Origin of the sequence: Nocardiopsis baichengensis YIM 90130 (assembly GCF_000341205.1) — a bacterium.
GTDB classification, from domain to species: domain Bacteria; phylum Actinomycetota; class Actinomycetes; order Streptosporangiales; family Streptosporangiaceae; genus Nocardiopsis_A; species Nocardiopsis_A halophila.
In genome coordinates, this window is sequence record NZ_ANAS01000019.1 from 118,307 (window position 1) to 142,483 (window position 24,177).

Here is a 24,177-nt window from a genome sequence, read left to right on the forward strand (position 1 = left end):
GCGGCCGCCAGGCCCACACGGAAGGGGAGAACGGGTGACGCCGCCTTCGCGCAGCGAGCTCATCGCGCACATGGTCAGGACCGGGATCGCCGGGCACGTGGACACCCCGCGCCAGGGGAACCTGCGGCACTACCGCAGGCTCGCCGAGCGCGACCCGTACCACATGTTCGGCCTCACCTTCGCCCGCGAGTGGGCCTACCCGGACATCCTGGCGCTGATGGCCAAGCGCTGCGGTGTGGTGGCCGACCCCGCCCACGAGTCCGGGGTGGACACCATCGACCCCGACCTGACCGCCGACGCGCTGGAGGCGCTGGCCGAGCGGATGGCGCGCGCCGCCCGCGACCGCGAGCGCGTCATGGTCGCCACCGGCCACCCGGTGAACCTGCACGCCACCTACCGGGGCTTCAAGCGCGCCCTGGAGCGCAGCGGCTGCCCGGTCGTCACGGCGGGCGAGGGCTTCTCCTACGCCACCGACAGCGGCCACCTGCCCGGGGAGCGGGTCCTGGTCTGGCGGGACGGCGTCGGGATGGTCACCGACACCGAGGGCGAGCCCCGGCACAGCCACCACCCCTTCGCGATGGAGGCCGCGCTGGAGGACCTGCGCCGCCGCGGCGAGCCGTGGCCGCAGCTGGTCATCGCCGACCACGGTTTCGCGGGTGCCGCCGGGGAGGCGGGCGTCTCGGCGGTGGGGTTCGCCGACTGTAACGATCCCGCACTCTTCCTCGCCGAAGACGAGGGAAAGCTGCACGCCACGGTCCCGCTGGACGACGGATACTCGACCGAGGACTACCGGCCGCTGTCGGCGTACGTGCTGTACAAGGCGGGCCTGGAGGACCGGTGAGGACCCCGCTGACGGGGGCCGGGCGCTTTTATACCCATCCCCTAAACCTCACGGGACCCGTCGCCCCCGTATAGCTGCAGGGACAGCAAACCCGGCCTTTCAATGCCGTGAACGCGGATCTACCCTGAAAACGGACGTGTCAGCAGTTACTTCAACGACACCCCGGCGCGGTGGCGGGGTCGGCGGCGCACCCAGGGCGCGCCGCTCCTGACGGGCCTCCGCGGCGGGGAGAGGCAGGGACACCGACGCGCACGTCCGGAAGTGAGGGCGTTCCGAACATGAACAGGAGTAAGGCTCCCCTGGAAGAGGTCAGGTTCCTGACCGTGGCCGAGGTGGCCACGATCATGCGAGTGTCCAAGATGACCGTCTACCGGATGGTCCACTCCGGTGCACTCCCCGCGATCCGGGTGGGCCGGTCCTACCGGGTCCCCGAGCGCGCCGTGCACGACTACCTCCGAGAGGCCTTCGTCGAGGCCGGCTGACCGGTCGCGGTGCCTCCCCGGCACCGGATGCAGTGCCTCCCCGGCACCGGATGCGGTGTCTCCCCGGCACTGGATGAAGGCCCACCCGAAGGGGGCGGTGCAGCCCCGCCCATCGCCCTCCGGGTGAGCTCCCCGTGGGCCCCCGGGCGCCCGCGCCCCGAGCGCGCCGAGCGGGCGCGCCTGAGCGCGGCCGCGCCGTGAGTGCGCTCACAGCGCCGCGCGGCGGACCCCCCTCCGGCCGCCCGTCCGGCCCGCCCCATGCCGCATTCCTCGGAACCTCCCCCCTGTCCGTGCATGTCACGGCCATAGCGAGCCCCGGCGGGCAGGGGGCGGGAGGCTCTACTACACTTCGTCGTTGTCGACGTTCGTGCCCGCCTCACCCGTGTGTTCCGAGGTTCCTTGATGCCCTCACGCAGATCCGGCGCCCTGCGCCGTGCCGGGCGGCTGCCCGCCGCGGCGCTGGCCGCCGCGCTGGCCGCCGCCGGGTGCGCGTCCGACCCCGCCGAGACGGCCGACGGCGGCTCCGACGACAGCCGCTACATCGCCGGTGACGGGACCGCCACCGAGTTCGCCCCCGAGGAGCGGGTGGAGGCCCCCGACCACAGCGGCGAGACGCTCGACGGCGAGGAGGTCGCCCTCTCCGACTACGAGGGCGGCGTCCTGGTGCTCAACGTCTGGGCCAGCTGGTGCGGGCCCTGCCGTTCGGAGACCCCCGTCCTCAACGAGGTGCACGGCGACTTCGCCGACCGGGACGTGGAGTTCCTCGGCGTCAACATCAAGGACGACCGCACCGCCGCCGAGGCCTTCGAGCGCAAGCAGGAGGTGGACTACCCCAGCCTGTACGACCAGCCGGGCGAGGTCCCCCAGGCCTTCCGCGACACCGTGCCGCCCCAGGCCATCCCCAGCACCCTGGTGATCGACCGCGAAGGGCGCATCGCCGCGCGGGTCATCGGCGAGACCGACTACGACCAGCTCACCGGGCTGGTGCAGACGGTCGTCGAGGAGGACGGATGATCGCCGAGACGGTGATCCAGGGGTCGCTGCTGCTGGCGGTCCCGCTCGCGGTCGCCGCCGGGCTGGTCTCCTTCCTCTCCCCGTGCGTGCTGCCGCTGGTGCCGGGCTACCTGTCCTACGTCACCGGCCTGTCCGGCGCCGACATGGCCGCCCGGAACCGGGCCGCCCGCGAGGCCGGGGCGGGCGCCGCGGGGGCGGACGGCGGGGCCGGCACCGCGACCGCGGTGCGCTCGGCCGACGAGGAGCTGCAGGCCCGCAAGTGGAGCATGCTGGCCGGGAGCCTGCTGTTCATCGCCGGCTTCACCTTCGTGTTCGTCGCGGTGGGGGTGTTCATCGGCGGCGTCGGCGGGCTGCTCATCGACCACGCCGAGACCATCACCCGGGTGCTGGGCGTACTCACCATCGCGCTGGGCCTGGCCTTCATGGGCGTGCTGCCCGGCATGAACCGCGAGTTCCGCTTCCACCGGCTGCCCGGCGCCGGGCTGGCCGGGGCCCCGCTGCTGGGCGTGCTGTTCGGCCTGGGGTGGACGCCCTGCATCGGCCCGACCCTGGCCGCCGTGCAGACGCTGGCCTTCACCGAGGGCAGCGCCGGGCGCGGCGCCCTGCTGTCGCTGGCCTACTGCGTGGGCCTGGGCCTGCCGTTCGTGCTCTCCTCCCTGGCCTACCGGCGCGCCCTGGGCGCGTTCGCCTGGGCGCGCAGGCACACCCGCGCGATCACCGCGGTCGGCGGGGGCATGCTCGTCCTGGTGGGACTGCTCCTGGTCACCGGGGTGTGGGCGGACATCACGGCCGTCATGCAGGGATGGACCGAAGGCTTCGAGACGGTGATCTGACCCATGGCCACCACGACCACCGACGGCGGTGCCGGAACGGGCGCCGGAGAGGACCGGGGGCCCGGCGCCCCGGACGGCGGCCCCGCGCCGGGGGCGCTCTCCCCGGCCGGATGGGCCCGGTGGACCTGGCGGGTCCTGACCTCCATGCGCACCGCGCTCATCCTGCTGTTCCTGCTGGCCCTGGGCGCGATCCCGGGCTCCATGCTCCCCCAGCGCGTGGTCAACCCGGACGAGGTCGCCCAGTACTACACCGAGAACCCGGCGGTGGCCCCCTGGCTCGACCGCCTCTACCTGTTCGACGTGTACTCCTCGCCCTGGTACGCGGCGATCTACCTGCTGCTCTTCGTGTCCCTCACCGGGTGCGTGATCCCGCGCGCCCGGGCCCACCTGCGCCTGATGCGGGCCCGGCCGCCCCGGACGCCGCGCCACCTGGGCCGGATGCCCTACTCGGCGCGCTTCACCACCGGTGCCGCGCCCGAACAGGTGCTGGAGCAGGGCCGCACCGTCTTCAAGCGCTACCGGCTGGAGCGCTACGGCGACTCGCTCTCGGGGGAGACCGGGTACCTGCGCGAGGCCGGCAACGTCGTCTTCCACGTCGCGCTGCTGGGCCTGCTCGTCGCCCTGGCCGCGGGGTACGCCTTCGGCTACCGCGGCAACATGCTCGTGGTGGAGGGCGACGGCTTCGCCAACACGCTGACCTCCTACGACTCCTTCTACCCCGGGGTCGCGGCCGACGAGGACGACCTGGCGCCCTTCTCGTTCACGCTGCACGACTTCCAGGCCGACTTCGTCGAGGACGGCGGGTTCAGCGGCCAGGCCGAGTCCTTCTCCGGCGAGCTGACCTACAGGGACGCCCCGGGCGCCGAGGAGCGCACGCACACCCTGGAGGTCAACGAGCCGCTGTCGGTGGGCGGGGTGCAGGTGTACCTGCTCGGCCACGGCTACGCCCCCGAGTTCGAGGTCCGCGACGGCGAGGGCGAGGTCGTCTTCGACCAGCCGGTGCCGTTCCTGCCGCGCAACGGCGACCCGGGCCGGACGGCGGACGGCGTGGTCAAGGTCCCCGACGCGCTGCCGGAGGGGCTGGGGTTCGAGGGCGTCTTCCTGCCGACCGCGGGGGAGCGCACCGGCGAGGACGGCGAGACCGGGCTGGCCTCCACCTTCCCCGCCCCCAAGGACCCGGCGGTCACCCTCACCGCCTACACCGGGGACCTGAACATGCGCCAGGCGCAGTCGGTGTACCAGCTGGACACCTCCCGGATGGAGGAGGCAGGCGAGTCGGAGGTGCTGCGCCCCGGGGACAGCTGGGAGCTGCCGGACGGCGCGGGGGAGGTCACCTTCACCGGGTACGAGGACTTCGCGACCCTGCAGATGACCCACAACCCGGGACGACTGCCCGCCCTGCTGTTCTCCTCGCTGGCGGTGCTGGGGCTGCTGGGCACCCTGTTCGTGCGCCCGCGCCGGGCGTGGGTGCGCGCATCGGCCGGAGCGGACGGGCGTACCGTTGTCGAGGTGGCGGGGCTGGGCAAGACCGAGTCGACCGCCAACGGCCAGGAGTTCCACCGCCTGGCGACCGAGCTCAGAGACCGGCTGCGGGACGTGCCCGCGGCCGACGGACCCGCATCGTCGAAGGAGTAGCCGGTGGTGTACCAGCTCGCCGCGGAGGCGGCGGTGGACCAGGACCTGGCGTCGCTCAGCGACCACCTGATCATCGCGATGATCGTGGCCTATGCCGCGGCCCTGTTCCTGTTCGCGCTGGAGGCGGCCTACGGCCGCCGGACGGCCCTGAAGAACAACCGCCTGGTGCCGCTCGCCGCGGGCGCCCCCGGAGCGGCGGCCCCGGCGGCGGTGGGCGGCTCCTCCACCGTGGACCTGGACGCCGACCCGCCGTCGGGGGCCTCCGGCGGTGACGGCCTGGAGGTGTCCGTCCGCGACTCCGAGCCGCGGGCCTCGGCCTCGCGCAGCGTGCTGGGCACGGTGGCGCTGGTCGTGTCCGTGGCCGGGTTCCTGCTCAACCTGGGCCAGATCGTCACCCGGGGCCTGGCGGCCGACCGCTGGCCCTGGGGCAACATGTTCGAGTTCGTGGTGGCGATCTGCCTGTGCGCCGTGGCCGCCTTCCTGTACGCGGCCTTCCGCTACCAGGCCCGCTACCTGGGCACCTTCGTGCTGCTCCCGGTGGTGCTGCTGCTGGGCATCGCCGCCCGCTGGCTGTACAGCGAGGCCGGCCCGCTGGTCCCGGCGCTGCACTCGTACTGGATCGCGATCCACGTCTCCGCGGCGATCGTGGCCACCGGGGCGTTCATGGTCTCCGGTGCCGCCGCCATCACCTACCTGGTGGCCCACCGGACCGAGGTCAAGCGCGCGGCGGGCGAGCGGGTGGCCGGCATCGCCGCCAAGCTGCCCAGCCCCGAGCTGCTGGACCGGGTCTCGCACCGCTTCGTGGTGATCGCCTTCCCGCTGTGGACCTTCGCCATCATCGCCGGGGCGGTCTGGGCGGACGAGGCCTGGGGCCGTTTCTGGGGGTGGGACCCCAAGGAGGTCTGGTCCTTCATCACCTGGGTGGTCTACGCTGCCTACCTGCACTCGCGCGCGACCGCCGGCTGGAAGGGCACCCGCTCGGCCTGGATCGGCGTGATCGGCTTCGCCTGCCTGATGTTCAACTTCTTCGGCGTGAACTACATGTTCAGCGGCCTGCACAGCTACGCCTGACACGTCTGCCCGGCCCGCCTGAGGGCCGCGCACCGCACACGGGTCCGCCCCCGCCTCTGTGTCGAGGCGGGGGCGGACCCGTACCGTGCGGGGCGCCGTGCGCGTCCACGGCGCCCTGAGGGACGGCGCCGCGGCCGCGAGGCCGCCCGTGGTGCTCAGTCGTCCGGGTTGATGCGCCTGTTCAGGCGGCGCAGGAACTCGGGGTCGTCGTCGGGGCCGATCGGGCCGGGGTGCCCCGGATCGGCGTGGGCGTCGGACGGGTCGGCGTCCGCGAACGAGGGCGCGGGGCGCTCGGGCGCGGCCGGGCCGGGGGCCGCCTCCGGGATCCGCGGGCGGCCGAGAAAGAGCCAGAGCAGCGGACCGATGGGGGTGAACACGACGATCGCGATCAGCCACAGGAGTTTGGGCAGGTTGCGGACCTCCGATGCCGGGGTGGTGAGCGCGTCGAAGAACGCGTACACCCAGAGCACGATCGTGAGCAGCGTGAACAGGCCAGCGAGCCACACCATGGATCCAGCCTATCCGCGATCCGCCGCGGGTGTGCGGGGAGCGCCGTGTCGGGCGTCGCGCCTGATGGGGGCGCGCGCCTGCGGGGGAGCGGGCGTCGCCGGGCGTGCGGCCCGGGCCTCAGGGGGCGGACTCGGTGGTCTCGCCATGGAGCAGTGCCCGGACCTCGGACTCGCGGAACCTCCGGTGGCCGCCGGGGGTGCGGATGCTGCTGATGCGCCCGGATGCGGCCCACCGGGTGACGGTCTTGGGGTCGACCCGGAAGAGGGAGGCGACCTCTCCGGGAGTCAGTAGCCGTTCGCTTCCTCTTTCCACCTTCACAATCCCCCTTCGGGGCCCGCCGTGTGGTCTGGGGGAGGCGGGCGATTGATCCCCTAGTGTGCACGAGATAGTCCGTTTCCTCCCTAGTTTTCGTAAAAACTGGGGGGAGGAGGGGGAGTGTGCGCGATATGTGATCGGACCGTGACCTTCAAAAGGCGGTGTCGACTTGATTCGTCCCATCATCCGCGGCAGGTCTCCCCGCGGGCGCAGCGCCGATCGGCCCCTTTATCCTGGACGGGGCGGTCGGCGATGCCGCCGACCCCCACGATAGTGAACCAGACCACCCCATGTGAGGCAGTTTCATGCGCAGCGTCCTCGCCTACACCGCCGCACGGCTCCTGCTGTTCGGGGTCGCCTTCGGTCTCCTCTACCTGCTGGGGGCCCGCGGCGCGCTCGCGCTGATCCTCGCCGCCCTGGTCAGCGGCCTGGTGAGCTACATCGTGCTCTCCCGCCAGCGCGACGCGGTCTCGGAGCGGATCACCGCCCGGACCGACCGGATGAGCCGCCGGCTGGAAGAGGGCGCCGCCCACGAGGACGCCGCCCAGGCCGCCGGAGCGGCTCCGCGGCCTGCGCCGTCGCCGAAAGCGGCCGGATCCGGCCGCGCCGGGGCCGAGGACGCGGACGGCGCCGGCACGACGGGCGCCGGGAACGGCGACGGGGCCCGCCCCGAAGAGCAGGCCCCGGCCGCGCAGTAGCCCGGTGCCCGGCTAGCCGAGCGGGAACATCCCCAGCCGGGCCCGGTCCCGCTCGCCCAGGCGCGTGGTGTCGCTGCCCACGTACAGCCCGTCCTCGGTGGCCAGGAAGGCCTCGACCCCGTGGCCCCGGCTGCGGCCCGGGTTCCACGCCAGCGCCCGGCCCGTGGCCGGGTCGACCGCCGCGATGCCCTCGCGCTCGACCGCGCCGGGCCCCGCGTCGTGCTCCCCGTGCCGGTTGTCCATCCAGCGCTGGTGCCCCCCGGCGTAGACCGCGGCCCCGGTGGCCTCCACCGCGTACAGCGAGTCGCCCCCGGTGTGGTTGGTCCAGGTCGGCCGCGCGCCGGGGCGGTCGGTGCTCTCCCAGCGCGCCACCGTCTTGCACAGCCCCGGCTTGATCTGCGGGCCGCCCGCGGTGACCACCGCGAAGTAGGAGCCGTCGGGCGCGAAGTCGATCTGGCGCATGTAGGTGTGCATCCGCGAGTAGTCGCACTCGGCGGCGTAGGCCTCGGTCGACCACGGGCTGAGCCGGGCGGGCGAGGCGCCGGTGTCCACGACCGCGATCTGCGGGCGCCGCTCGCCCTCGACCTCCATGAAGGTCCCGGCGATGACCAGCCGCCCGCCGTCCGGGCTGAGCGCCAGGTCCTGCACGCGCAGGGTCCCCCGGCGCTCCCGGCCGATCGCGATGGAGAAGCCGCCGTCCGCGTCCCCCGTGCGGGCGTCCAGTCGGGCGAGCCCGCGCTCGCCCCCGCCGCCGGCGGAGGAGAACGAGCCCCCGGCGTACAGGTCGTCGCCGTGCCGGGCCAGGCGGTACACGCTGCCGCCGGTGATCCGTGCGTCGAACCCCCGGTCCACCCGCCCGTCGGGGCCGACCAGCGCCGCGCCGCGCACCGGCCGCGCGCCCATCCGGGTGAACGCGCCGCCGACGTACACCCCGTCGCCGGCCTCGCCCGCCGGGACGACCGAGGCGACCGTGGCGTCCGGGTCGGGGGAGAAGTCGAGCACGCGGCCGGTGCCGTGCTCGAAGGCGAACAGGTTGCTGCGCCGGTAGGTGGTGGTGCGGTCCGGCGAGGCCACGCGCTGGAAGGAGCCGCCGACGTAGACGGTGCCGCCCACCTTGGCGATGGACGTGACCCTGCCGTCCAGCACGTGCGGGGTCCAGGCCACGGGCCGCTCGCCCACCACCCCCGGGTGCCCGGTGTGCTCCGCCGGGGCGGCGGCCGCCGGGGGCGCGGCGATCGGCAGGCTCAGCGCGAGCGCGCTCAGAGCGACGGCGAGTGGTCGGCGGCGGTGAGTGGAGGCCACGGGCGCCCTTCTTCCCATCCGTACGTTCGGTCATGTATCGGCTTCGTACAGTAACCGTAATGGGGGTGTCGGCGTGACCGGAATCGCCGGGCGTCACCGACCCGCCGGAGCGGGCTTAGGCTGGGCGCATGACCCGCGCCGAACTCGACAAGTCGCCCGCCGACGTCGCCGCGATGTTCGACAGCATCGCCGGCCGCTACGACCTGCTCAACGACGTGCTCTCGCTCGGACAGGACCGCCAGTGGCGGCGGGCCGCCGTGCGGGCGGTCGAGGCCTACAGCGGCGAGCTGGTGCTCGACCTGGCCGCCGGCACGGGCACCTCCTCCGAGGCGCTGACCGGGAACGGCGCGCGGGTGATCGCCTGCGACTTCTCCCAGGGCATGCTGAGCGAGGGCGCCCGCCGGCGCGGCGGGGCGGTGTCGGGGGGCGTGGCCTGCGTGGCCGGGGACGCCCTGGAGCTGCCCTTCGAGGACGCCGCCTTCGACGCGGTCACCATCTCCTTCGGGCTGCGCAACGTGCAGGACACCGACCGCGCCCTGCGCGAGATGTACCGGGTGACCAAGCCCGGCGGGCGGGTCGTGATCTGCGAGTTCAGCCATATCCCGGTGCGCGCGGTGGACCGGGTCTACTCCGGGTACCTGATGGCCGCGCTGCCCCGGATCGCCGGGCTGTTCTCGGACAACACGGGGGCCTACGGCTACCTGTCGGAGTCGATCATGGACTGGCCGGACCAGCCGGGGCTGGCCGCGCGGATGCAGCGCGCCGGGTGGACCCGGGTGGCCTGGCGGAACCTGACCCTGGGCGTGGTGGCGCTGCACCGCGGCTACCGCCCGGCCGAGCTGTACTGACCACTGAGGTCGGTGACACCATCCCCGGCCCCTCCCCGTTGATCTCGGGAAAAACGCCCCTAAACCCGCCCTTGTAGGGTCGCTTTTCCCGAGATCAACGGGGATCCGTGCCGGGGGAGCCGGACGGGGGCCGGGTCTCGGCGCGTCGGCCCCTATCTTTCCCACCCGTCACTCCAGCAACAAAGGCACCAGAACTGATGTTCTGGTGCCTTTCGTGTTTCTGAAGGATGAAGGTGATTTCGGAGGATGAAACGGACGTAGGTTGACCTTAGTAACCCTGGTAAAAGCCGATCTGCCCGGTTTGCGACTGAAAATGCCCGGACGAGATGAATGGCAGATGGGGGTCGCCCCTGGAACGCGAAAGGTCTAGACTTCGGGGCGAGGCCTTGTGAAGGGCTTCACAAGGGTACGTGTCGTGGGTAACTCCGGACACCCTCGTACGGCCCGCCCCAGAAGCGCACAAAGCGCCCATACCGCGCACCCCCACAGCCACAGGGACCACTCGTGAGCGCCACCGCACCCGACGCCCCCTCCGGGCGGGCCACCGCAGACCTCGAAGCCGACGTGATCATCGTCGGGGCCGGGCCCGCCGGCTCCGCCGCGGCCTGCCACATGGCCAGTGCCGGCCTGGACGTGCTGCTGCTGGAGAAGACCTCCTTCCCCCGCGAGAAGGTGTGCGGCGACGGGCTCACCCCGCGGGCGGTCAAGCAGCTCGCCGCGCTGGGCGTGCCCTTCGACGGCGACGGCTGGATCCGCAACCGCGGCCTGCGCATCATCGGCGGCGGCGTGCGCCTGGAACTGCCCTGGCCCGAGCTGGCCTCCTACCCCGGTTTCGGGCTCGTGCGCACCCGCTACGACTTCGACCTCATCCTGGCCGAGCGCGCCCGGGCCTGCGGCGCCAAGCTGCTGGAGCGCACCAACGTGCGCGAGCCCCTGGTGGACGAGCGCACCGGCCGGGTGCAGGGCGTGGTGGCCACCGGCCCCGACGGCGAGCAGGTGCGCTACCGGGCGCCGCTGGTGGTCGCCGCGGACGGCAACGCCTCCCGGCTGTCGGTGGCCCTGGGCATCCGCAAGCGCGACGACCGCCCGATGGGCGTGGCCGTGCGCACCTACTTCGACAGCCCCCGCCACGACGACGACTACCTGGAGTCCTGGCTGGAGCTGTGGGACGACACCGGCGGCAGACGCACGCTGCTGCCCGGCTACGGCTGGGTCTTCGGCGTCGGCGACGGCACCTGCAACGTCGGCCTGGGCATCCTCAACTCCACGTCGGCCTTCCAGGAGGTCGACTACCGGAGCCTGCTCAAGCGCTGGACGCAGAGCATGCCCGAGGAGTGGGGCTTCACCGAGGAGAACCGGCGCGGGGGCGTGCGCGGTGCCGCCCTGCCCATGGGCTTCAACCGTACGCCGCACTACTCGCGCGGGCTGATGCTGGTCGGCGATGCGGGCGGCATGGTCAACCCCTTCAACGGCGAGGGCATCGCCTACGCGCTGGAGGCCGGGGCGATCGCCGCCGACGTGGCCGTGCAGGCGCTGTCCCGCCCGACCGTGCAGACCCGCGAGCGCACCCTGATGCGCTACCCCGACGTGCTCCGCGACGCCTACGGCGGCTACTACACGCTGGGCCGGTACTTCGTGAAGATGATCGGCAACCCCGAGTTCATGAAGTACGCGACCCGCTACGGCCTGCCCCAGCGCACCCTGATGCGGTTCGCGCTGAAGATGCTGGCCAACCTCACCGAACCGTCCCACGGGGACGCCATGGACCGCGTCATCAACGGCATGTCGCGGATGGCGCCCACGTCCTAGGAGGGGCGATGGCGAGCGAGGGGCCCACGCCGGCCGCCCACGTGAAAGCGATCACAAGCGGGCGTGCATCCGCACGCCCGTCATGAAGGGGACGTCCACCGATGGAGCTGTACACACCCGTATTCGTGCTCGGCGGGATCGGCGCCGCGTTCGTGGTCGTATCGATGGTCGTCGGCAGCATCGCCGGCCCCAAGCGGTACAACCGCGCCAAGCTCCAGGCCTACGAGTGCGGGATCGAGCCGACCCCGCAGCCCGCGGGCGGCGGCCGGTTCACCATCAAGTACTACCTCACGGCGATGCTCTTCATCGTCTTCGACATCGAGATCATCTTCCTCTACCCGTGGGCGGTCCATTTCGACGCGCTCGGCCTGTTCGGCCTCATCGCGATGGTCCTCTTCCTGGTGAACGTCTCGATCGCCTACGCCTACGAATGGCGCCGCGGAGGCCTGGAATGGGACTGATCCGGCAGGCGCCGCCCCGCACGGCGCGCACGGGAAACGGACAAGGGGGTTCGCCTCATGGGACTTGAGGAGAAACTGCCGAGCGGTGTCATGCTCGGCACCGTCGAGCAGGTGGTGGGGCTGGCCCGCAAGAGCTCGATGTGGCCGGCCACCTTCGGGCTGGCCTGCTGCGCCATCGAGATGATGTCGGTCGGCGGTCCGCACTACGACCTGGCCCGGTTCGGCATGGAGAAGTTCGGCGCCACGCCGCGCCAGGCCGACCTGATGATCGTGGCCGGCCGGGTGAGCCAGAAGATGGCCCCGGTCCTGCGCCAGATCTACGACCAGATGCCCGAGCCCAAGTGGGTCATCGCGATGGGGGTGTGCGCCTCCAGCGGCGGCATGTTCAACAACTACGCCGTGGTGCAGGGCGTGGACCACGTGGTGCCGGTTGACATGTACCTGCCCGGCTGCCCGCCCCGGCCCGAGATGCTGCTGGACGCCGTGCTCAAGCTGCACGACAAGGTGCAGAACACCAAGCTCGGCGCGCACCGCCAGCGCGAGATCGAGGAGGAGGAGCAGCGGCGGCTGCGCCGCTCGCTCCCGCTGGTCGACCAGAACGAGGGGGGCGGGCGATGAGCATGTCCAACGGGGCCGGCCACACGCCCGCCGACGACCTGCCCGAGCGCGCCGGACGCGAGCGGCTCGAGGCGCCGGTCACGCGCACCGGCATGTTCGGCGCCGGCGACACCGGTGACACCTCCGGCTACGGCCGGCTGCGGGTCCGCCGCACCGTGGCGCCCGGCGCCGAGCGGCCCTACACCGACCCCGGCGACCCGCGCACCGCCGGCTTCGACGCGGTGGCCGACGCCCTGGAGCAGGCGCTGGCCGACGCCCCCGCCGGCTACGGCGGGGCCGTGGAGCGGGTGGTGGTCGACCGCGGCGAGATCACCTTCCATGTGCGCCGGGAGCACCTGCCCGAGGTGCTGCGCCGCTTCCGCGACGCCGAGGACCTGCGCTTCGAGCTGTGCCTGGGGGTGACCGGGGTGCACTACCCCGACGACACCGGGCGCGAGCTGCACGCGACCTACATCCTGCGGTCGATCACCCACAACCGCGAGGTGCGGGTGGAGACCTGCTGCCCCGACGCCGACCCGCACATCCCCTCGGCGACCGGGGTGTACCCGACCAACGACTGGCACGAGCGGGAGGCCTGGGACTTCTTCGGGATCGTCTTCGACGGCCACCCCGCCCTGACCCGGATCGAGATGCCCGACGACTGGCACGGCCACCCGCAGCGCAAGGACTACCCCTTGGGCGGCATCCCGGTGGAGTACCGCGGGGCGACCGTTCCCCCGCCGGACGAGCGGAGGTCCTACGCATGAGCACCCCACGCGAGCACGACCGGGCGAGGAGGGAGGCGCGGCCATGAGCGCACAGGCCACCGAGGAGCACGTGGACGCCACCGGCGGCGACTGGGACGAGGTCGTCGCGGCGGCGCAGGCGAGCTCGGCCGAGCGGCTGGTGGTGAACATGGGGCCGCAGCACCCCTCCACCCACGGGGTGCTCCGGCTCATCCTCACCCTCGACGGCGAGACCGTCACCGAGGCGCGCGTCGGCATCGGCTACCTGCACACCGGCATCGAGAAGAACATGGAGTTCCGGACGTGGACCCAGGGGACCACGTTCGTGACCCGCATGGACTACCTCACGCCGATCTTCAACGAGACGGCGTACTGCCTGGCCGTGGAGAAGCTGCTGGGCATCACCGACGAGATCCCCGAGCGGGCCAACGTCATCCGGGTGCTGATGATGGAGCTCAACCGGATGTCCTCGCACTTCGTGGCGATGGCGACGTTCGGCATGGAGCTGGGCGCCACCACGGTGATGACCAACGGCTTCCGTGAGCGGGAGATGGTGCTCGACATCTTCGAGCTCATCACCGGGCTGCGGATGAACCACGCCTACATCCGCCCCGGAGGGGTCTCCCAGGACCTGCCCTCCGGCGCCGTGGGCAAGATCCGCGAGCTGCTCAAGGAGATGCCCGAGCGCATCGCGACCCTGCGCAAGCTGCTCGACGCCAACCCGCTCTACCTGGCCCGCACCCGCGACGTGGCCCACCTGGACCTGGCCGGGTGCATGGCGCTGGGCGTGACCGGGCCGCTGGTGCGCGCCTCGGGCCTGCCCTGGGACCTGCGCAAGGCGCAGCCCTACTGCGGCTACGAGGACTACGAGTTCGACATCCCGGTCTCCGAGGGCGGCGACGTCTACGCCCGCTACCGGGTGCGCGTGGCCGAGCTGGAGCAGAGCCTGCGGATCATCGAGCAGTGCCTGGACAAGCTGGAGCCCGGCCCGGTCATGGTGGACGACCCCAAGATCGGCTGGCCCGCCAAGCTCGCCCTGGGCGCCGACGGCCTGGGCAACTCCCCGGACCACATCGCGCACATCATGGGCGGCTCCATGGAGGCGCTCATCCACCACTTCAAGCTGGTCACCGAGGGCTTCCGCGTGCCCTCGGGCCAGGCCTACTCCGCCGTGGAGAGCGCTAAGGGCGAGTTGGGCTGCCACGCGGTCAGCGACGGCGGCACCCGGCCCCACCGGGTGCACTTCCGCGACCCCTCGTTCACCCACCTGCAGGCGGTGGCGGCGATGTGCGAGGGCGGGACGGTCGCCGACGTGATCGCCGCGGTGGCCAGCATCGACCCCGTGATGGGAGGCGTGGACCGGTGACGGAGCCAGCGGAGAGGGGAGGGCCCCGATGACGAGGACCTTCGACGAGGAGACCAGGGCGCGGCTGGAGGTCGACGCCAAGGAGATCATCGCCCGCTACCCCAAGGCGCGCTCGGCGCTGCTGCCCCTGCTCCACCTGGTGCAGGCCGAGGAGGGGCACGTCAGCACCGCCGGGATCGGCTTCTGCGCCGATCAGCTGGGGCTGACCGCGGCCGAGGTCACGGCGGTGGCGACCTTCTACACCATGTACAAGCGCCGCCCGGTGGGCGACTACCACGTGGGCGTGTGCACCAACACCCTGTGCGCGGTGATGGGCGGCGACGAGATCTTCTCCGCCCTCAAGGAGCACCTGGGGGTGGGCAACGACGAGACCACCGAGGACGGCAAGGTCACGCTGGAGCACGTGGAGTGCAACGCGGCCTGCGACTTCGCCCCGGTCGTGATGGTCAACTGGGAGTTCTTCGACAACCAGACCCCCGACAGTGCCAAGGAGCTGGTCGACGGCCTGCGCCTGGGCCGGGACGTACGCCCCACCCGCGGCCCGGGGTCGGTCTGCACCTGGAAGGAGGCCTCCCGGGTGCTCGCCGGGTTCTCCGACGGGCGCGCCGACGAGGGCCCGCAGGCGGCGGGGCCGTCCCTGGAGGGGCTGCGGCTGGCCCGCGAGCGCGGCTGGACCGCGCCCGCCCCGGGCGACGCCGGCGCCGGTGAGGAGGCCGGACAGTGACGACGACGCTCACCCCCGTCCTCTCCGACAACTGGGACCGCCCCGACGCCCCCACCCTGGAGGGCTACCGGGCCGCCGGCGGCTACCGGGCGCTGCGCACCGCCCTGTCGATGGAGCCCGACACCCTGGTGGAGAAGGTCAAGACCTCGGGCCTGCGCGGCCGCGGCGGCGCCGGGTTCCCCACCGGTATGAAGTGGGGCTTCCTGCCGGCGGACAACCCCAACCCGCGCTACCTGGTGGTCAACGCCGACGAGTCCGAGCCGGGCACCTGCAAGGACATCCCGCTGATGATGGCCAGCCCGCACACCCTGCTGGAGGGGGTGATCATCTCCTCCTACGCCATCCGCAGCAACCAGGCCTTCATCTACGTGCGCGGCGAGGTGCTGCACGTCATCCGGCGGCTGCGGCGCGCCGTGGAGGAGGCCTACGCCGCGGGGCTGCTGGGCACCGACATCCTCGGCAGCGGCTTCGACCTGGACGTGGTGGTGCACGCCGGGGCCGGGGCCTACATCTGCGGCGAGGAGACCGCGCTGCTGGACTCGCTGGAGGGCTACCGCGGCCAGCCGCGGCTCAAGCCGCCCTTCCCCGCGGTGGCCGGGCTCTACGCCTCGCCGACCGTGGTCAACAACGTGGAGTCCATCGCCACGGTGCCCGCGATCGTGGCCAACGGCGCCGAGTGGTTCACCTCCATGGGCACCGAGAAGTCCGCCGGGTTCGGGTTCTTCTCGCTGTCCGGCCACGTCACGCGGCCCGGCCAGTACGAGGCCCCGCTGGGGGTGACCCTGCGCGAGCTGCTGGACATGGCCGGGGGGATCCGCGCCGGGCACGAGCTGAAGTTCTGGACCCCCGGCGGCTCGTCCACCCCGATCTTCACCGACGAGCACCTGGACACCCCGCTGGACTTCGAGTCGGTGGGCGCGGCCGGGTCCATGCTCGGCACCCGGGCGCTGCAGATCTTCGACGAGACCACCTGCGTGGTCCGGGCGGTGGGCCGGTGGATCGCCTTCTACGCCCACGAGTCCTGCGGCAAGTGCACGCCCTGCCGCGAGGGCAACTACTGGATGGTCCAGGTCCTGGACCGGCTGGAGGCCGGCGAGGGCTCCGAGGCCGACCTGGAGAAGCTGCTGGACATCTGCGACAACCTGCTGGGCCGCTCCTTCTGCGCCCTCGGGGACGGCGCCACCAGCCCGGTGATGTCGTCGATCAAGTACTTCCGGCAGGAGTACATCGACCACTTCGAACAGGGCGGGTGCCCGTTCGACCATGCCAAGTCGACCGTGTGGGGAGGTGCGTGATGGCGATCGCCGACAGGGACCCCTCCGGGGGGTCCGGGGGGTCGCTCCCCCGCGCTGCAGAACACCGGACCGTGTGGGGAGGGAACACGTGACCGTCACGACCGACGCCTCGTCCGGGGGCACCCCCGCGGTTCCGCCGGAGGACCTGGTCACCGTCACCATCGACGGGTTCCGGATCCAGGTGCCCAAGGGAACGCTGGTGATCCGCGCGGCCGAGCTGCTGGGCATCCAGATCCCCCGGTTCTGCGACCACCCGCTGCTCGAGCCGGTCGGGGCCTGCCGCCAGTGCCTGGTGGAGATCCCCGACGCCGGGAACGGCCGGGCGATGCCCAAGCCGCAGGCCTCCTGCACCATCACGGTGATGGAGGGCATGGTCGTCAAGACCCAGCTCACCTCGCCGACCGCGGAGAAGGCCCAGCGCGGGATCATGGAGTTCCTGCTGGTCAACCATCCGCTGGACTGCCCGGTCTGCGACAAGGGCGGCGAGTGCCCGCTGCAGAACCAGGCGATGTCCGCCGGGCAGGGGGAGACCCGCTTCACCGGGACCAAGCGCACCTTCCCCAAGCCGGTGCCGCTCTCCAGCCAGGTGCTGCTGGACCGGGAGCGCTGCATCCAGTGCGCCCGCTGCACCCGGTTCTCCGCGCAGATCGCCGGCGACCCCTTCATCGAGCTGCTGGAGCGCGGCGCCGACGAGCAGGTCGGCATCGCCGAGGGGGAGCCCTTCCAGTCCTACTTCTCCGGCAACACCGTGCAGATCTGCCCGGTGGGCGCGCTGACCGGCGCCGCCTACCGGTTCCGCTCGCGCCCCTTCGACCTGGTGAGCACGCCGAGCGTGTGCGAGCACTGCGCCGCCGGCTGCGCCCAGCGCACCGACCACCGGCGGGGCAAGGTCACCCGCCGCCTGGCCGGGGACGACCCGCAGGTCAACGAGGAGTGGAACTGCGACAAGGGCCGGTGGGCCTTCACCTACGCCACCCGGCCCGACCGGCTCTCGCGCCCCCTGGTGCGCGACGAGGAGAGCCGGGCCCTGGAGTTCGCATCCTGGCCCGAGGCGCTGACCATGGCGGCCGAGGGGCTGTCCCGGGCGCGCCGCACGGCGGTGCTCGCCGGCGGGCGGCTCACCCTGGAGGACGCCTACGCCTACGCCAAGTTCGCCCGCGTCGCGCTCAAGACCAACGACGTGGACATGCGGGCCCGCGCGCACTCCGAGGAGGAGGCCGAGTTCCTGGCCGCCCGGGTGGCCGGGACCGGCCTGGGGGTCACCTACGCCGACCTGGAGTCGGCGCCCGCGGTGCTGCTGGCCGGGTTCGAGCCCGAGGACGAGTCGCCGGTGGTGTTCCTGCGGCTGCGCAAGGCCCACCGGGCCGGGAACGGGCGGGTCTTCTCCGTGGCCCCCTTCGCCAGCCGCGGCCTGGACAAGGCCGGGGGCACCCTGGTCCCGGCCGCGCCCGGGGAGGAGGCGCGGACCCTGGACGCCCTGGCCGAGGCGGCCCCCGAGGCCGACGCGGCGCTGCGCGCCGAGGGGGCGGTGCTGCTGGCCGGGGAGCGGCTGGCGCAGAGCCCGGGCGCTCTGTCCGCGCTGACCCGGCTGGCCGACCGCACCGGGGCCCGCCTGGCCTGGGTGCCGCGCCGCGCCGGTGAGCGCGGCGCGGTCGACGCCGGTGCGCTGCCCAACCTGCTGCCGGGCGGCCGCCCGGTGGGCGACGCCCGTGCCCGCGCCGAGACCGCCCGGGTCTGGGACGTGGCCGCGCTGCCCGAGCGCGAGGGCCGCGACACCGCCGCCGTGCTGGAGGCCGCGGCCGCCGGGGAGCTGGACGCCCTGGTCGTGGCCGGCGTCGAGCTGGACGACCTGCCCGACCCGGAGGCGGCCCGCGAGGCCCTGGCCCGGGTGCCGTTCATCGTCTCCCTGGAGCTGCGGGCCGGCGACGTCACCGATCGCGCCGACGTGGTGCTGCCGGTGGCCGCCGTCGCCGAGAAGTCCGGGACCTTCGTGGACTGGGAGGGGCGGCACCGCCCCTTCGACGACGCGCTGAAGGTGCCCGGGGCCCTGTCGGACCTGCGGGTGCTGGCGGCGGTCGCCGACGAGATGGACGTCCACCTGGGGCTGCCGGACGCCGCCGCGGCCCGCCGCGAGCTGGCCGAGCTCGGCGCCTGGCGGGGCGAGCGGGTCCCGGACCCGGCCACCGCACCGGAGCCGGCCGCCGCCCCCGGGCGGGGCGAGGCGGTGCTGGCCACCTGGCGCCAGCTGCTGGGCAACGGGCGGATGGAGGACGGCGAGCCCTACCTGGCCGGGACCGCCCGGCCGGCCCTGGCCCGCGTCTCGGCCGCCACGGCCGCCGAGGCCGGCCTGGCCGACGGCGGTGAGCTGCGGGTGAGCGGGCCGCGGGGCGCCGTCACCGTTCCCGCGGTCGTCGCCGCCGCGATGCCCGACCGTGTGGTCTGGCTGCCCGCCAACGCCCGCGAGTGCGACGTCCGCCGCGACCTGGGGGCCGCCGCGGGCGACACCGTCCGCCTGGAGGCGGTCCCTGCGGCCCGGACCGCCACGAGTGCTGGGAGCCCACAGTGAAGCCCGACGCTGCGACGGCGGCCGCCTGGCAGGCGGCCCAGGCCGCCGATCCCGCGCTGGAGGCCTTCGGCGGCGATCCCTGGTGGATCACCCTGATCAAGGCCCTGGCCGTGTTCGTCTTCCTGATGCTGTCCGTGCTGATGATGATCATGGCCGACCGCAAGGTCATGGGCCGCATGCAGCAGCGGCACGGCCCCAACCGGATGGGCCCCTGGGGGCTGCTGCAGTCCCTGTTCGACGGCGTGAAGCTGTCGCTCAAGGAGGACGTGATCCCGCGCAACGTGGACCGCCTGGTCTACATCGCGGCGCCGATGATCGCGGCGGTCCCGGCCTTCATCGGCTTCTCGGTGATCCCGATCGGGCCCGAGGTGTCGATGTTCGGCGTGACCACGCCGCTGCAGCTGACCGACCTGCCGGTGGCGGCCCTGGTGGTGCTGGGCACCGCCGCGATCGGGGTGTACGGCATCGTGCTGGGCGGCTGGGCCTCCCAGTCGCCCTACGCGCTGCTCGGCGGCCTGCGCGCCTCGGCGCAGGTGATCAGCTACGAGATCGCCATGGGGCTGAGCTTCGTGGCGGTGTTCATGCTCTCGGGCACGCTCACCACCTCCGGCATCGTCGACGCCCAGCAGGACCTGTGGTTCGCCGTGGTGCTGCTGCCGTCGTTCCTGATCTACCTGGTCACCATGGTCGGCGAGACCAACCGCCTGCCCTTCGACCTGGCCGAGGGGGAGGGGGAGATCGTCGGCGGCTTCATGACCGAGTACGGGTCGATGAAGTTCACCATGTTCTTCCTGGCCGAGTACGTGAACATGGTGACCGTCGCCGCGGTGTCGGTGACCTTCTTCCTGGGCGGCTGGTACGCGCCGCCGCCGCTGACCGCCGTGTGGGAGGGCGCCAACGCCGGGTACTGGCCGGCGCTGTGGTGGCTGCTCAAGTTCATGGCGGTCATGTTCCTGTTCATCTGGCTGCGCGGCTCGCTGCCGCGGATCCGCTACGACCAGCTGATGAAGCTGGGGTGGAAGGTCCTCATCCCGATCCAGCTGGTGTGGATCACCGCGGTGGCCGCCGTGCGGCTGATGGTCAACGAGGACGCCCCGGTGGCCGCCACGGCCGCCGTCGGCGCCGCCTTCGCACTGGTCACCGCGGCCGCTCTGGCCGCCTGGGTGCGCGCCGCCAAGCGCCGTGCGGCCGCCGAGGCGGCCGAGCGCGCCGAGGAGCTGCGCGCCATGGCCGAGGACCCCGCCCGCGGCGGGTTCCCGGTGCCGCCGCTGCGCGCCGCGCACTACGGCAGCAGCGTCCCCGCGGAGCCGTCCCCGACCGCACCGGCCCCGGCCGGCAAGCCCGCCAAGCGTGAGGAGGTTACCGGTGCTTGACTGGCTCAACCCCGTCAAAGGGTTCGGCGTCACCTTCCACACCATGTTCACGAAGGTGCCGACCATCGAGTACCCGGAGGTGAAGCGCCCCACGGCGCCGCGCTTCCACGGACGCCACCGGCTCAACCGGTGGCCCGACGGCCTGGAGAAGTGCATCGGCTGCGAGCTGTGCGCCTGGGCCTGCCCCGCCGACGCCATCTACGTCGAGGCGGGGGACAACGAAGAGGACGAGCGGTACTCGCCCGGCGAGCGGTACGGCCGGGTGTACCAGATCAACTACCTGCGGTGCATCCTGTGCGGCCTGTGCGTGGAGGCCTGCCCCACCCGGGCGCTGACCATGACCAACGAGTACGAGCTCGCCGACGACGACCGCGAGAGCCTCATCTACACCAAGGAGCAGCTCCTGGCCGGGCTGACCGAGGACATGGAGGCCCCGCCGCACCCGATGCGCCTCGGCGACACCGAGGAGGACTACTACCGGAACCACGGCGAGGCCGCGCGGCGCCAGACCCCGGCGCCCGAGGCCGCCCGGAGCACCGGCGCCGCCGGTGAGCCGGCGCCGGAGGCGGCCGGGCAGAGCGGGGCGGTCCGATGAGCGAGGCCGTCGCGTTCTGGACCATCGGCGCCCTCGTGCTGGCCGCCGCCGCGGGGGTGGTGCTCTCCCGCAAAGCCGTCTACTCGGCGCTGATGATGGCCGTGGTCATGCTGGGCCTGGCCGTGTTCTACGGGATGAACCAGGCGCCGTTCCTCATGGTCGTGCAGATCGTCGTCTACACCGGCGCCGTGCTGATGCTGTTCCTGTTCGTGCTGATGCTCGTCGGCGTCAGCTCGGCGGACTCGCTGGTGGAGACCATCCGCGGGCAGCGGGTGCTGGCCGGGGCGGTCGCCGCGTGCTTCCTGTTCGCCCTGGGCCTGGGGCTGACCCGGATCGCCGGCGTGGAGCCGGTCGGCCTGGGCGCCGCCGCGGCCGCCGGGGGCACCGTGCCCGCGATCGCCTCGGAGGTGATCTTCCGCTACGTGATCGCCTTCGAGGCCACCGGTGCCCTGCTGATCACCGCGGTGCTGGGGGCGCTGGTGCTGGCGCACTCCGCACGCACCGGCGAGCGGCGCAGCCAGCGGCGGCAGGCCCGCGAGCGGGTCCTGAGCGGATACCCCACCCCGCTGCCGGGGCCGGGCACCTACGCCCGGCACAACGCCATCGACATGCCGGCGCTGCTGCCCGACGGGTCGGTGTCGCGGCTCTCGCTCAACCCGGTGCTCACCGCCCGCGACCCCGAACTGCAGTCCGGGGTCCCCGAGGACATCCGGCTGGGCACCGTGCCCGAGGCCGGCGGCGCCTCGGACTCGGCCGCCTCCAAGGAGGGGCGCGCCGCCGGGGAGGAGCCCGCCGCGCAGGCGGAGGGGGCCGGCGCCGAGGGCGGCGGCCAGGGCGCCGACGGACCGTCCGACGGACAGGAGGCTGAGCGCTCGTGGACCCGATGAACTACATCGCGCTGGCCGCGCTCCTGTTCACCATCGGAGCGGTGGGGGTGCTCGTCCGGCGCAACGCGATCATCGTCTTCATGTGCGTGGAGCTCATGCTCAACGCCTGCAACCTGGCGTTCGTCGCCTTCGCGCGCATGCACGGCGACATCGAGGGGCAGGTCATCGCGTTCTTCGTGATGGTCGTCGCCGCCGCCGAGGTCGTCGTGGGGCTCGCGATCATCATGCAGATCTTCCGGACCCGCAGGTCGGCGTCGGTCGACGACGCGAACCTGCTCAAGTACTAGAAGGCGGCGCGACCGTGTCTGACAACTCCCTCGTGCTCGGCGGCGCCTGGATGCTCATCGCGCTGCCCCTGCTGGGCGCGGCCGTCCTGCTGCTGGGCGGCCGGCGCACCGACGGGTGGGGCCACTGGCTCGCGGTGGCGCTGCCCGCGGGAAGCTTCGTGTGGGCGGTGCTCGCCCTGGTCGAGATGCTCGGCCGCGGCGAACACGAGCGCAGCATCGCGGTGCCGGTCTACACCTGGTTCTCCTCCGGGGACCTGAGCATCGGCGCCGACCTGCTGCTGGACCCGCTCTCGATCAGCTTCGTGCTGCTCATCACCGGGGTGGGCACGCTCATCCACGTCTACTCCGTGGGCTACATGGCCCACGACGAGCGGCGGCGCCGGTTCTTCGCCTACCTGAACCTGTTCGTGGCCGCGATGCTGGTGCTGGTGCTGGCCGACAACTTCGTGCTGCTCTTCCTGGGCTGGGAGGGCGTGGGCCTGGCCTCCTACCTGCTCATCGGGTTCTGGCAGCACAAGACCTCGGCGGCGGTGGCGGCCAAGAAGGCCTTCCTGGTCAACCGGGTCGGCGACATGGGCCTGCTGATCGCCGTCATGGTGATGTTCTCCACCTTCGGCACCGTGACCTTCTCCGAGGTGTTCGCGCGCCTGGACGGGGCCGGGCAGGGCGTGCTGACCGCCGTCGGGCTGCTCCTGCTGCTCGGCGCCTGCGGCAAGTCCGCCCAGCTGCCGCTGCAGTCCTGGCTGCTGGACGCCATGGAGGGCCCCACCCCGGTGTCCGCGCTGATCCACGCGGCGACCATGGTCACCGCCGGGGTCTACCTGATCGTGCGGGCGGGCCCGGTCTTCGAGGCGGCGCCCGCCGCACAGGCGACCGTGGCGGTGGTCGGCGCGGCCACCCTGCTGGCCGGGGCGGTCATCGGGTGCGCCAAGGACGACATCAAGAAGGCCCTGGCCGGGTCGACCATGAGCCAGATCGGCTACATGACGCTGGCCGCCGGGCTGGGCCCGGCCGGGTACGCGGTCGCCATCGCGCACCTGGTCACCCACGGCTTCTTCAAGGCCGGGCTGTTCCTGGGCGCCGGGTCGGTCATGCACGGCATGAACGACGAGGTGGACATGCGCCGCTACGGCGGCCTGCGCCGGGCCATGCCGGTCACCTTCGCCACCTTCGGCCTGGGCTACCTCGCCATCATCGGGTTCCCGCTGATGTCGGGCTGGTGGACCAAGGAGGGGATCATCGAGGCGGCCTTCGGGGCCGGCGGCGCCATGGGCCAGGTCCTGGGCTGGTGCGCGCTGGCCGGCGCCGGGCTCACCGCGTTCTACATGACGCGCGTGATGATCATGACCTTCTTCGGCGAGAAGCGCTGGGACGAGGGCGTGCACCCGCACGAGTCCCCGGTCTCGATGACCGCGCCCATGGTGGTGCTGGCCGTCGGGTCGGTGGGGCTGGGGGCCGTGCTCGTCTACGGCTACCGCTTCGCCCACTTCCTGGAGCCGGCCGTGGGCGCCCCCGAGAAGCACCACGAGTTCCACTTCGCGGCGCTGTTCACCAGCGGGCCGGCGCTGGCCGCGCTGGGCCTGATGGTCGCCGGCGCCGCGGTGGCGTGGTTCATGTACGGGCGCGCCCCGGTGCCGCGCACCGCCCCGGCGGGCAATCTCGTCACCGTGGCCGCGCGCAACGAGCTCTACGGCAACCAGATCAACGAGGGCCTGCTCATGCGTCCGGGGCAGGCCGTCACCGAGGCGCTGGTCGCCATCGACACCCACGTCGTCGACGGTGCGGTGCGGGGGGTGGCCTCGGGGGTCCGGGACACCTCCGGCGGGCTCCGGCGCGCCCAGACCGGGTTCGCCCGCACCTATGCGCTGACCATGCTGTTCGGCGCCGCCGTCGTCGTCGCCACGCTGGCAGTGAGGATTTGA

Annotated in this window: 24 protein-coding genes; 21 read left to right on the plus strand and 3 right to left on the minus strand. The window is 72.8% G+C overall.

Annotated elements, in window-relative coordinates:
- The first annotated feature begins 34 nt into the window (after window positions 1-34).
- The 6 genes from C892_RS0115745 (at window position 35) to ccsB (ending at window position 5,876) form a co-directional block, all read left to right on the plus strand.
- The gene (locus C892_RS0115745; RefSeq protein ID WP_017557990.1) at window positions 35-841 is read left to right on the plus strand and encodes a phosphatase; all 807 of its coding nucleotides are present in this window, start codon (window positions 35-37) and stop codon (window positions 839-841) included.
- 278 nt (window positions 842-1,119) lie between these two features.
- Window positions 1,120-1,323, plus strand: coding sequence for a helix-turn-helix domain-containing protein (locus C892_RS0115750; protein ID WP_017538107.1), 204 nt, complete (start codon window positions 1,120-1,122; stop codon window positions 1,321-1,323).
- Window positions 1,324-1,725: 402 nt separating this feature from the next.
- Window positions 1,726-2,337: a TlpA family protein disulfide reductase gene (locus C892_RS0115755; RefSeq protein WP_017538106.1), complete on the plus strand. Its 612-nt coding sequence runs from the start codon at window positions 1,726-1,728 to the stop codon at window positions 2,335-2,337.
- The gene (locus C892_RS0115760) at window positions 2,334-3,170 is read left to right on the plus strand and encodes a cytochrome c biogenesis CcdA family protein (RefSeq protein ID WP_017557991.1); all 837 of its coding nucleotides are present in this window, start codon (window positions 2,334-2,336) and stop codon (window positions 3,168-3,170) included. Before C892_RS0115755 ends, C892_RS0115760 begins: the two co-directional genes overlap by 4 nt.
- A gap of 3 nt (window positions 3,171-3,173) precedes the next feature.
- Window positions 3,174-4,805, plus strand: a complete 1,632-nt coding sequence (gene resB / locus C892_RS0115765) for a cytochrome c biogenesis protein ResB (RefSeq protein ID WP_017557992.1) — start codon at window positions 3,174-3,176, stop codon at window positions 4,803-4,805.
- A 3-nt stretch (window positions 4,806-4,808) separates the two neighbouring features.
- The gene (ccsB, locus tag C892_RS0115770; protein WP_017557993.1) at window positions 4,809-5,876 is read left to right on the plus strand and encodes a c-type cytochrome biogenesis protein CcsB; all 1,068 of its coding nucleotides are present in this window, start codon (window positions 4,809-4,811) and stop codon (window positions 5,874-5,876) included.
- A gap of 155 nt (window positions 5,877-6,031) precedes the next feature.
- On the opposite strand, the gene C892_RS0115780 is transcribed toward ccsB, so the two are convergent.
- Window positions 6,032-6,385 carry a PLD nuclease N-terminal domain-containing protein gene (locus C892_RS0115780; protein ID WP_017538102.1) on the minus strand — a complete coding sequence of 118 codons (354 nt, stop codon included), beginning with the start codon at window positions 6,383-6,385 and terminating at the stop codon, window positions 6,032-6,034.
- 118 nt (window positions 6,386-6,503) lie between these two features.
- Window positions 6,504-6,704: a BldC family transcriptional regulator gene (locus C892_RS0115785; RefSeq protein WP_017538101.1), complete on the minus strand. Its 201-nt coding sequence runs from the start codon at window positions 6,702-6,704 to the stop codon at window positions 6,504-6,506.
- A 302-nt stretch (window positions 6,705-7,006) separates the two neighbouring features.
- Between C892_RS0115785 and C892_RS0115790 the strand changes: the two genes are divergently transcribed.
- Window positions 7,007-7,399: a DUF4229 domain-containing protein gene (locus C892_RS0115790; RefSeq protein ID WP_017557994.1), complete on the plus strand. Its 393-nt coding sequence runs from the start codon at window positions 7,007-7,009 to the stop codon at window positions 7,397-7,399.
- Between the two features lie 12 nt (window positions 7,400-7,411).
- On the opposite strand, the gene C892_RS0115795 is transcribed toward C892_RS0115790, so the two are convergent.
- Window positions 7,412-8,701: a hypothetical protein gene (locus C892_RS0115795; protein WP_017557995.1), complete on the minus strand. Its 1,290-nt coding sequence runs from the start codon at window positions 8,699-8,701 to the stop codon at window positions 7,412-7,414.
- Window positions 8,702-8,829: 128 nt separating this feature from the next.
- On the opposite strand from C892_RS0115795, the gene C892_RS0115800 reads away from it, so the two are divergent.
- The 14 genes from C892_RS0115800 to nuoL all read left to right on the plus strand — a co-directional run bounded on the left by C892_RS0115800 (window position 8,830) and on the right by nuoL (window position 24,177).
- On the plus strand, window positions 8,830-9,549 hold the full coding sequence (locus C892_RS0115800) for a demethylmenaquinone methyltransferase (RefSeq protein ID WP_017557996.1): 720 nt from the start codon (window positions 8,830-8,832) through the stop codon (window positions 9,547-9,549).
- 504 nt (window positions 9,550-10,053) lie between these two features.
- Window positions 10,054-11,358: a geranylgeranyl reductase family protein gene (locus C892_RS0115805; protein WP_017538097.1), complete on the plus strand. Its 1,305-nt coding sequence runs from the start codon at window positions 10,054-10,056 to the stop codon at window positions 11,356-11,358.
- Between the two features lie 101 nt (window positions 11,359-11,459).
- Window positions 11,460-11,819: an NADH-quinone oxidoreductase subunit A gene (locus tag C892_RS0115810; RefSeq protein WP_017538096.1), complete on the plus strand. Its 360-nt coding sequence runs from the start codon at window positions 11,460-11,462 to the stop codon at window positions 11,817-11,819.
- A gap of 57 nt (window positions 11,820-11,876) precedes the next feature.
- On the plus strand, window positions 11,877-12,437 hold the full coding sequence (locus C892_RS0115815) for a NuoB/complex I 20 kDa subunit family protein (protein ID WP_026124393.1): 561 nt from the start codon (window positions 11,877-11,879) through the stop codon (window positions 12,435-12,437).
- Complete coding sequence (locus C892_RS0115820; RefSeq protein ID WP_017557997.1) at window positions 12,434-13,183, plus strand: NADH-quinone oxidoreductase subunit C; 750 nt, start codon at window positions 12,434-12,436, stop codon at window positions 13,181-13,183. Before C892_RS0115815 ends, C892_RS0115820 begins: the two co-directional genes overlap by 4 nt.
- 43 nt (window positions 13,184-13,226) lie before the next feature.
- Entirely contained in the window at window positions 13,227-14,528 is a 1,302-nt protein-coding gene (locus C892_RS0115825; RefSeq protein ID WP_017538093.1) for an NADH-quinone oxidoreductase subunit D, read from the plus strand.
- 28 nt (window positions 14,529-14,556) lie between these two features.
- Window positions 14,557-15,252, plus strand: coding sequence for an NADH-quinone oxidoreductase subunit NuoE (gene nuoE / locus C892_RS0115830; protein WP_017538092.1), 696 nt, complete (start codon window positions 14,557-14,559; stop codon window positions 15,250-15,252).
- On the plus strand, window positions 15,249-16,547 hold the full coding sequence (gene nuoF, locus C892_RS0115835; RefSeq protein WP_017557998.1) for an NADH-quinone oxidoreductase subunit NuoF: 1,299 nt from the start codon (window positions 15,249-15,251) through the stop codon (window positions 16,545-16,547). Before nuoE ends, nuoF begins: the two co-directional genes overlap by 4 nt.
- Before the next feature lie 88 nt (window positions 16,548-16,635).
- Complete coding sequence (locus tag C892_RS0115840; protein ID WP_017557999.1) at window positions 16,636-19,113, plus strand: NADH-quinone oxidoreductase subunit G; 2,478 nt, start codon at window positions 16,636-16,638, stop codon at window positions 19,111-19,113.
- A complete protein-coding gene (gene nuoH / locus C892_RS0115845; RefSeq protein WP_017538089.1) occupies window positions 19,110-20,486 on the plus strand; it encodes an NADH-quinone oxidoreductase subunit NuoH in 1,377 nt (458 codons plus the stop codon). The genes C892_RS0115840 and nuoH overlap by 4 nt, the downstream gene beginning before the upstream one ends.
- Entirely contained in the window at window positions 20,479-21,081 is a 603-nt protein-coding gene (gene nuoI / locus C892_RS0115850) for an NADH-quinone oxidoreductase subunit NuoI (protein ID WP_017538088.1), read from the plus strand. Before nuoH ends, nuoI begins: the two co-directional genes overlap by 8 nt.
- Window positions 21,078-21,968, plus strand: a complete 891-nt coding sequence (locus C892_RS0115855) for an NADH-quinone oxidoreductase subunit J (protein ID WP_017558000.1) — start codon at window positions 21,078-21,080, stop codon at window positions 21,966-21,968. The genes nuoI and C892_RS0115855 overlap by 4 nt, the downstream gene beginning before the upstream one ends.
- A complete protein-coding gene (nuoK, locus tag C892_RS0115860; RefSeq protein WP_017538086.1) occupies window positions 21,956-22,255 on the plus strand; it encodes an NADH-quinone oxidoreductase subunit NuoK in 300 nt (99 codons plus the stop codon). The genes C892_RS0115855 and nuoK overlap by 13 nt, the downstream gene beginning before the upstream one ends.
- Window positions 22,256-22,305: 50 nt before the next feature.
- Window positions 22,306-24,177 carry an NADH-quinone oxidoreductase subunit L gene (gene nuoL, locus C892_RS0115865; RefSeq protein ID WP_239647417.1) on the plus strand — a complete coding sequence of 624 codons (1,872 nt, stop codon included), beginning with the start codon at window positions 22,306-22,308 and terminating at the stop codon, window positions 24,175-24,177.

Coding starts and splice junctions, on each gene's coding strand:
- C892_RS0115750 (WP_017538107.1), top strand. CDS start 1,120: ATGAACAGGAGTAAGGCTCCCCTGGAAGAGGTCAGGTTCCTGACCGTG.
- C892_RS0115755 (WP_017538106.1), top strand. CDS start 1,726: ATGCCCTCACGCAGATCCGGCGCCCTGCGCCGTGCCGGGCGGCTGCCC.
- C892_RS0115760 (WP_017557991.1), top strand. CDS start 2,334: ATGATCGCCGAGACGGTGATCCAGGGGTCGCTGCTGCTGGCGGTCCCG.
- resB (WP_017557992.1), top strand. CDS start 3,174: ATGGCCACCACGACCACCGACGGCGGTGCCGGAACGGGCGCCGGAGAG.
- C892_RS0115780 (WP_017538102.1), bottom strand. CDS start 6,385: ATGGTGTGGCTCGCTGGCCTGTTCACGCTGCTCACGATCGTGCTCTGG.
- C892_RS0115790 (WP_017557994.1), top strand. CDS start 7,007: ATGCGCAGCGTCCTCGCCTACACCGCCGCACGGCTCCTGCTGTTCGGG.
- C892_RS0115800 (WP_017557996.1), top strand. CDS start 8,830: ATGACCCGCGCCGAACTCGACAAGTCGCCCGCCGACGTCGCCGCGATG.
- C892_RS0115810 (WP_017538096.1), top strand. CDS start 11,460: ATGGAGCTGTACACACCCGTATTCGTGCTCGGCGGGATCGGCGCCGCG.
- C892_RS0115815 (WP_026124393.1), top strand. CDS start 11,877: ATGGGACTTGAGGAGAAACTGCCGAGCGGTGTCATGCTCGGCACCGTC.
- C892_RS0115820 (WP_017557997.1), top strand. CDS start 12,434: ATGAGCATGTCCAACGGGGCCGGCCACACGCCCGCCGACGACCTGCCC.
- C892_RS0115825 (WP_017538093.1), top strand. CDS start 13,227: ATGAGCGCACAGGCCACCGAGGAGCACGTGGACGCCACCGGCGGCGAC.
- nuoE (WP_017538092.1), top strand. CDS start 14,557: ATGACGAGGACCTTCGACGAGGAGACCAGGGCGCGGCTGGAGGTCGAC.
- C892_RS0115855 (WP_017558000.1), top strand. CDS start 21,078: ATGAGCGAGGCCGTCGCGTTCTGGACCATCGGCGCCCTCGTGCTGGCC.
- nuoL (WP_239647417.1), top strand. CDS start 22,306: ATGCTCATCGCGCTGCCCCTGCTGGGCGCGGCCGTCCTGCTGCTGGGC.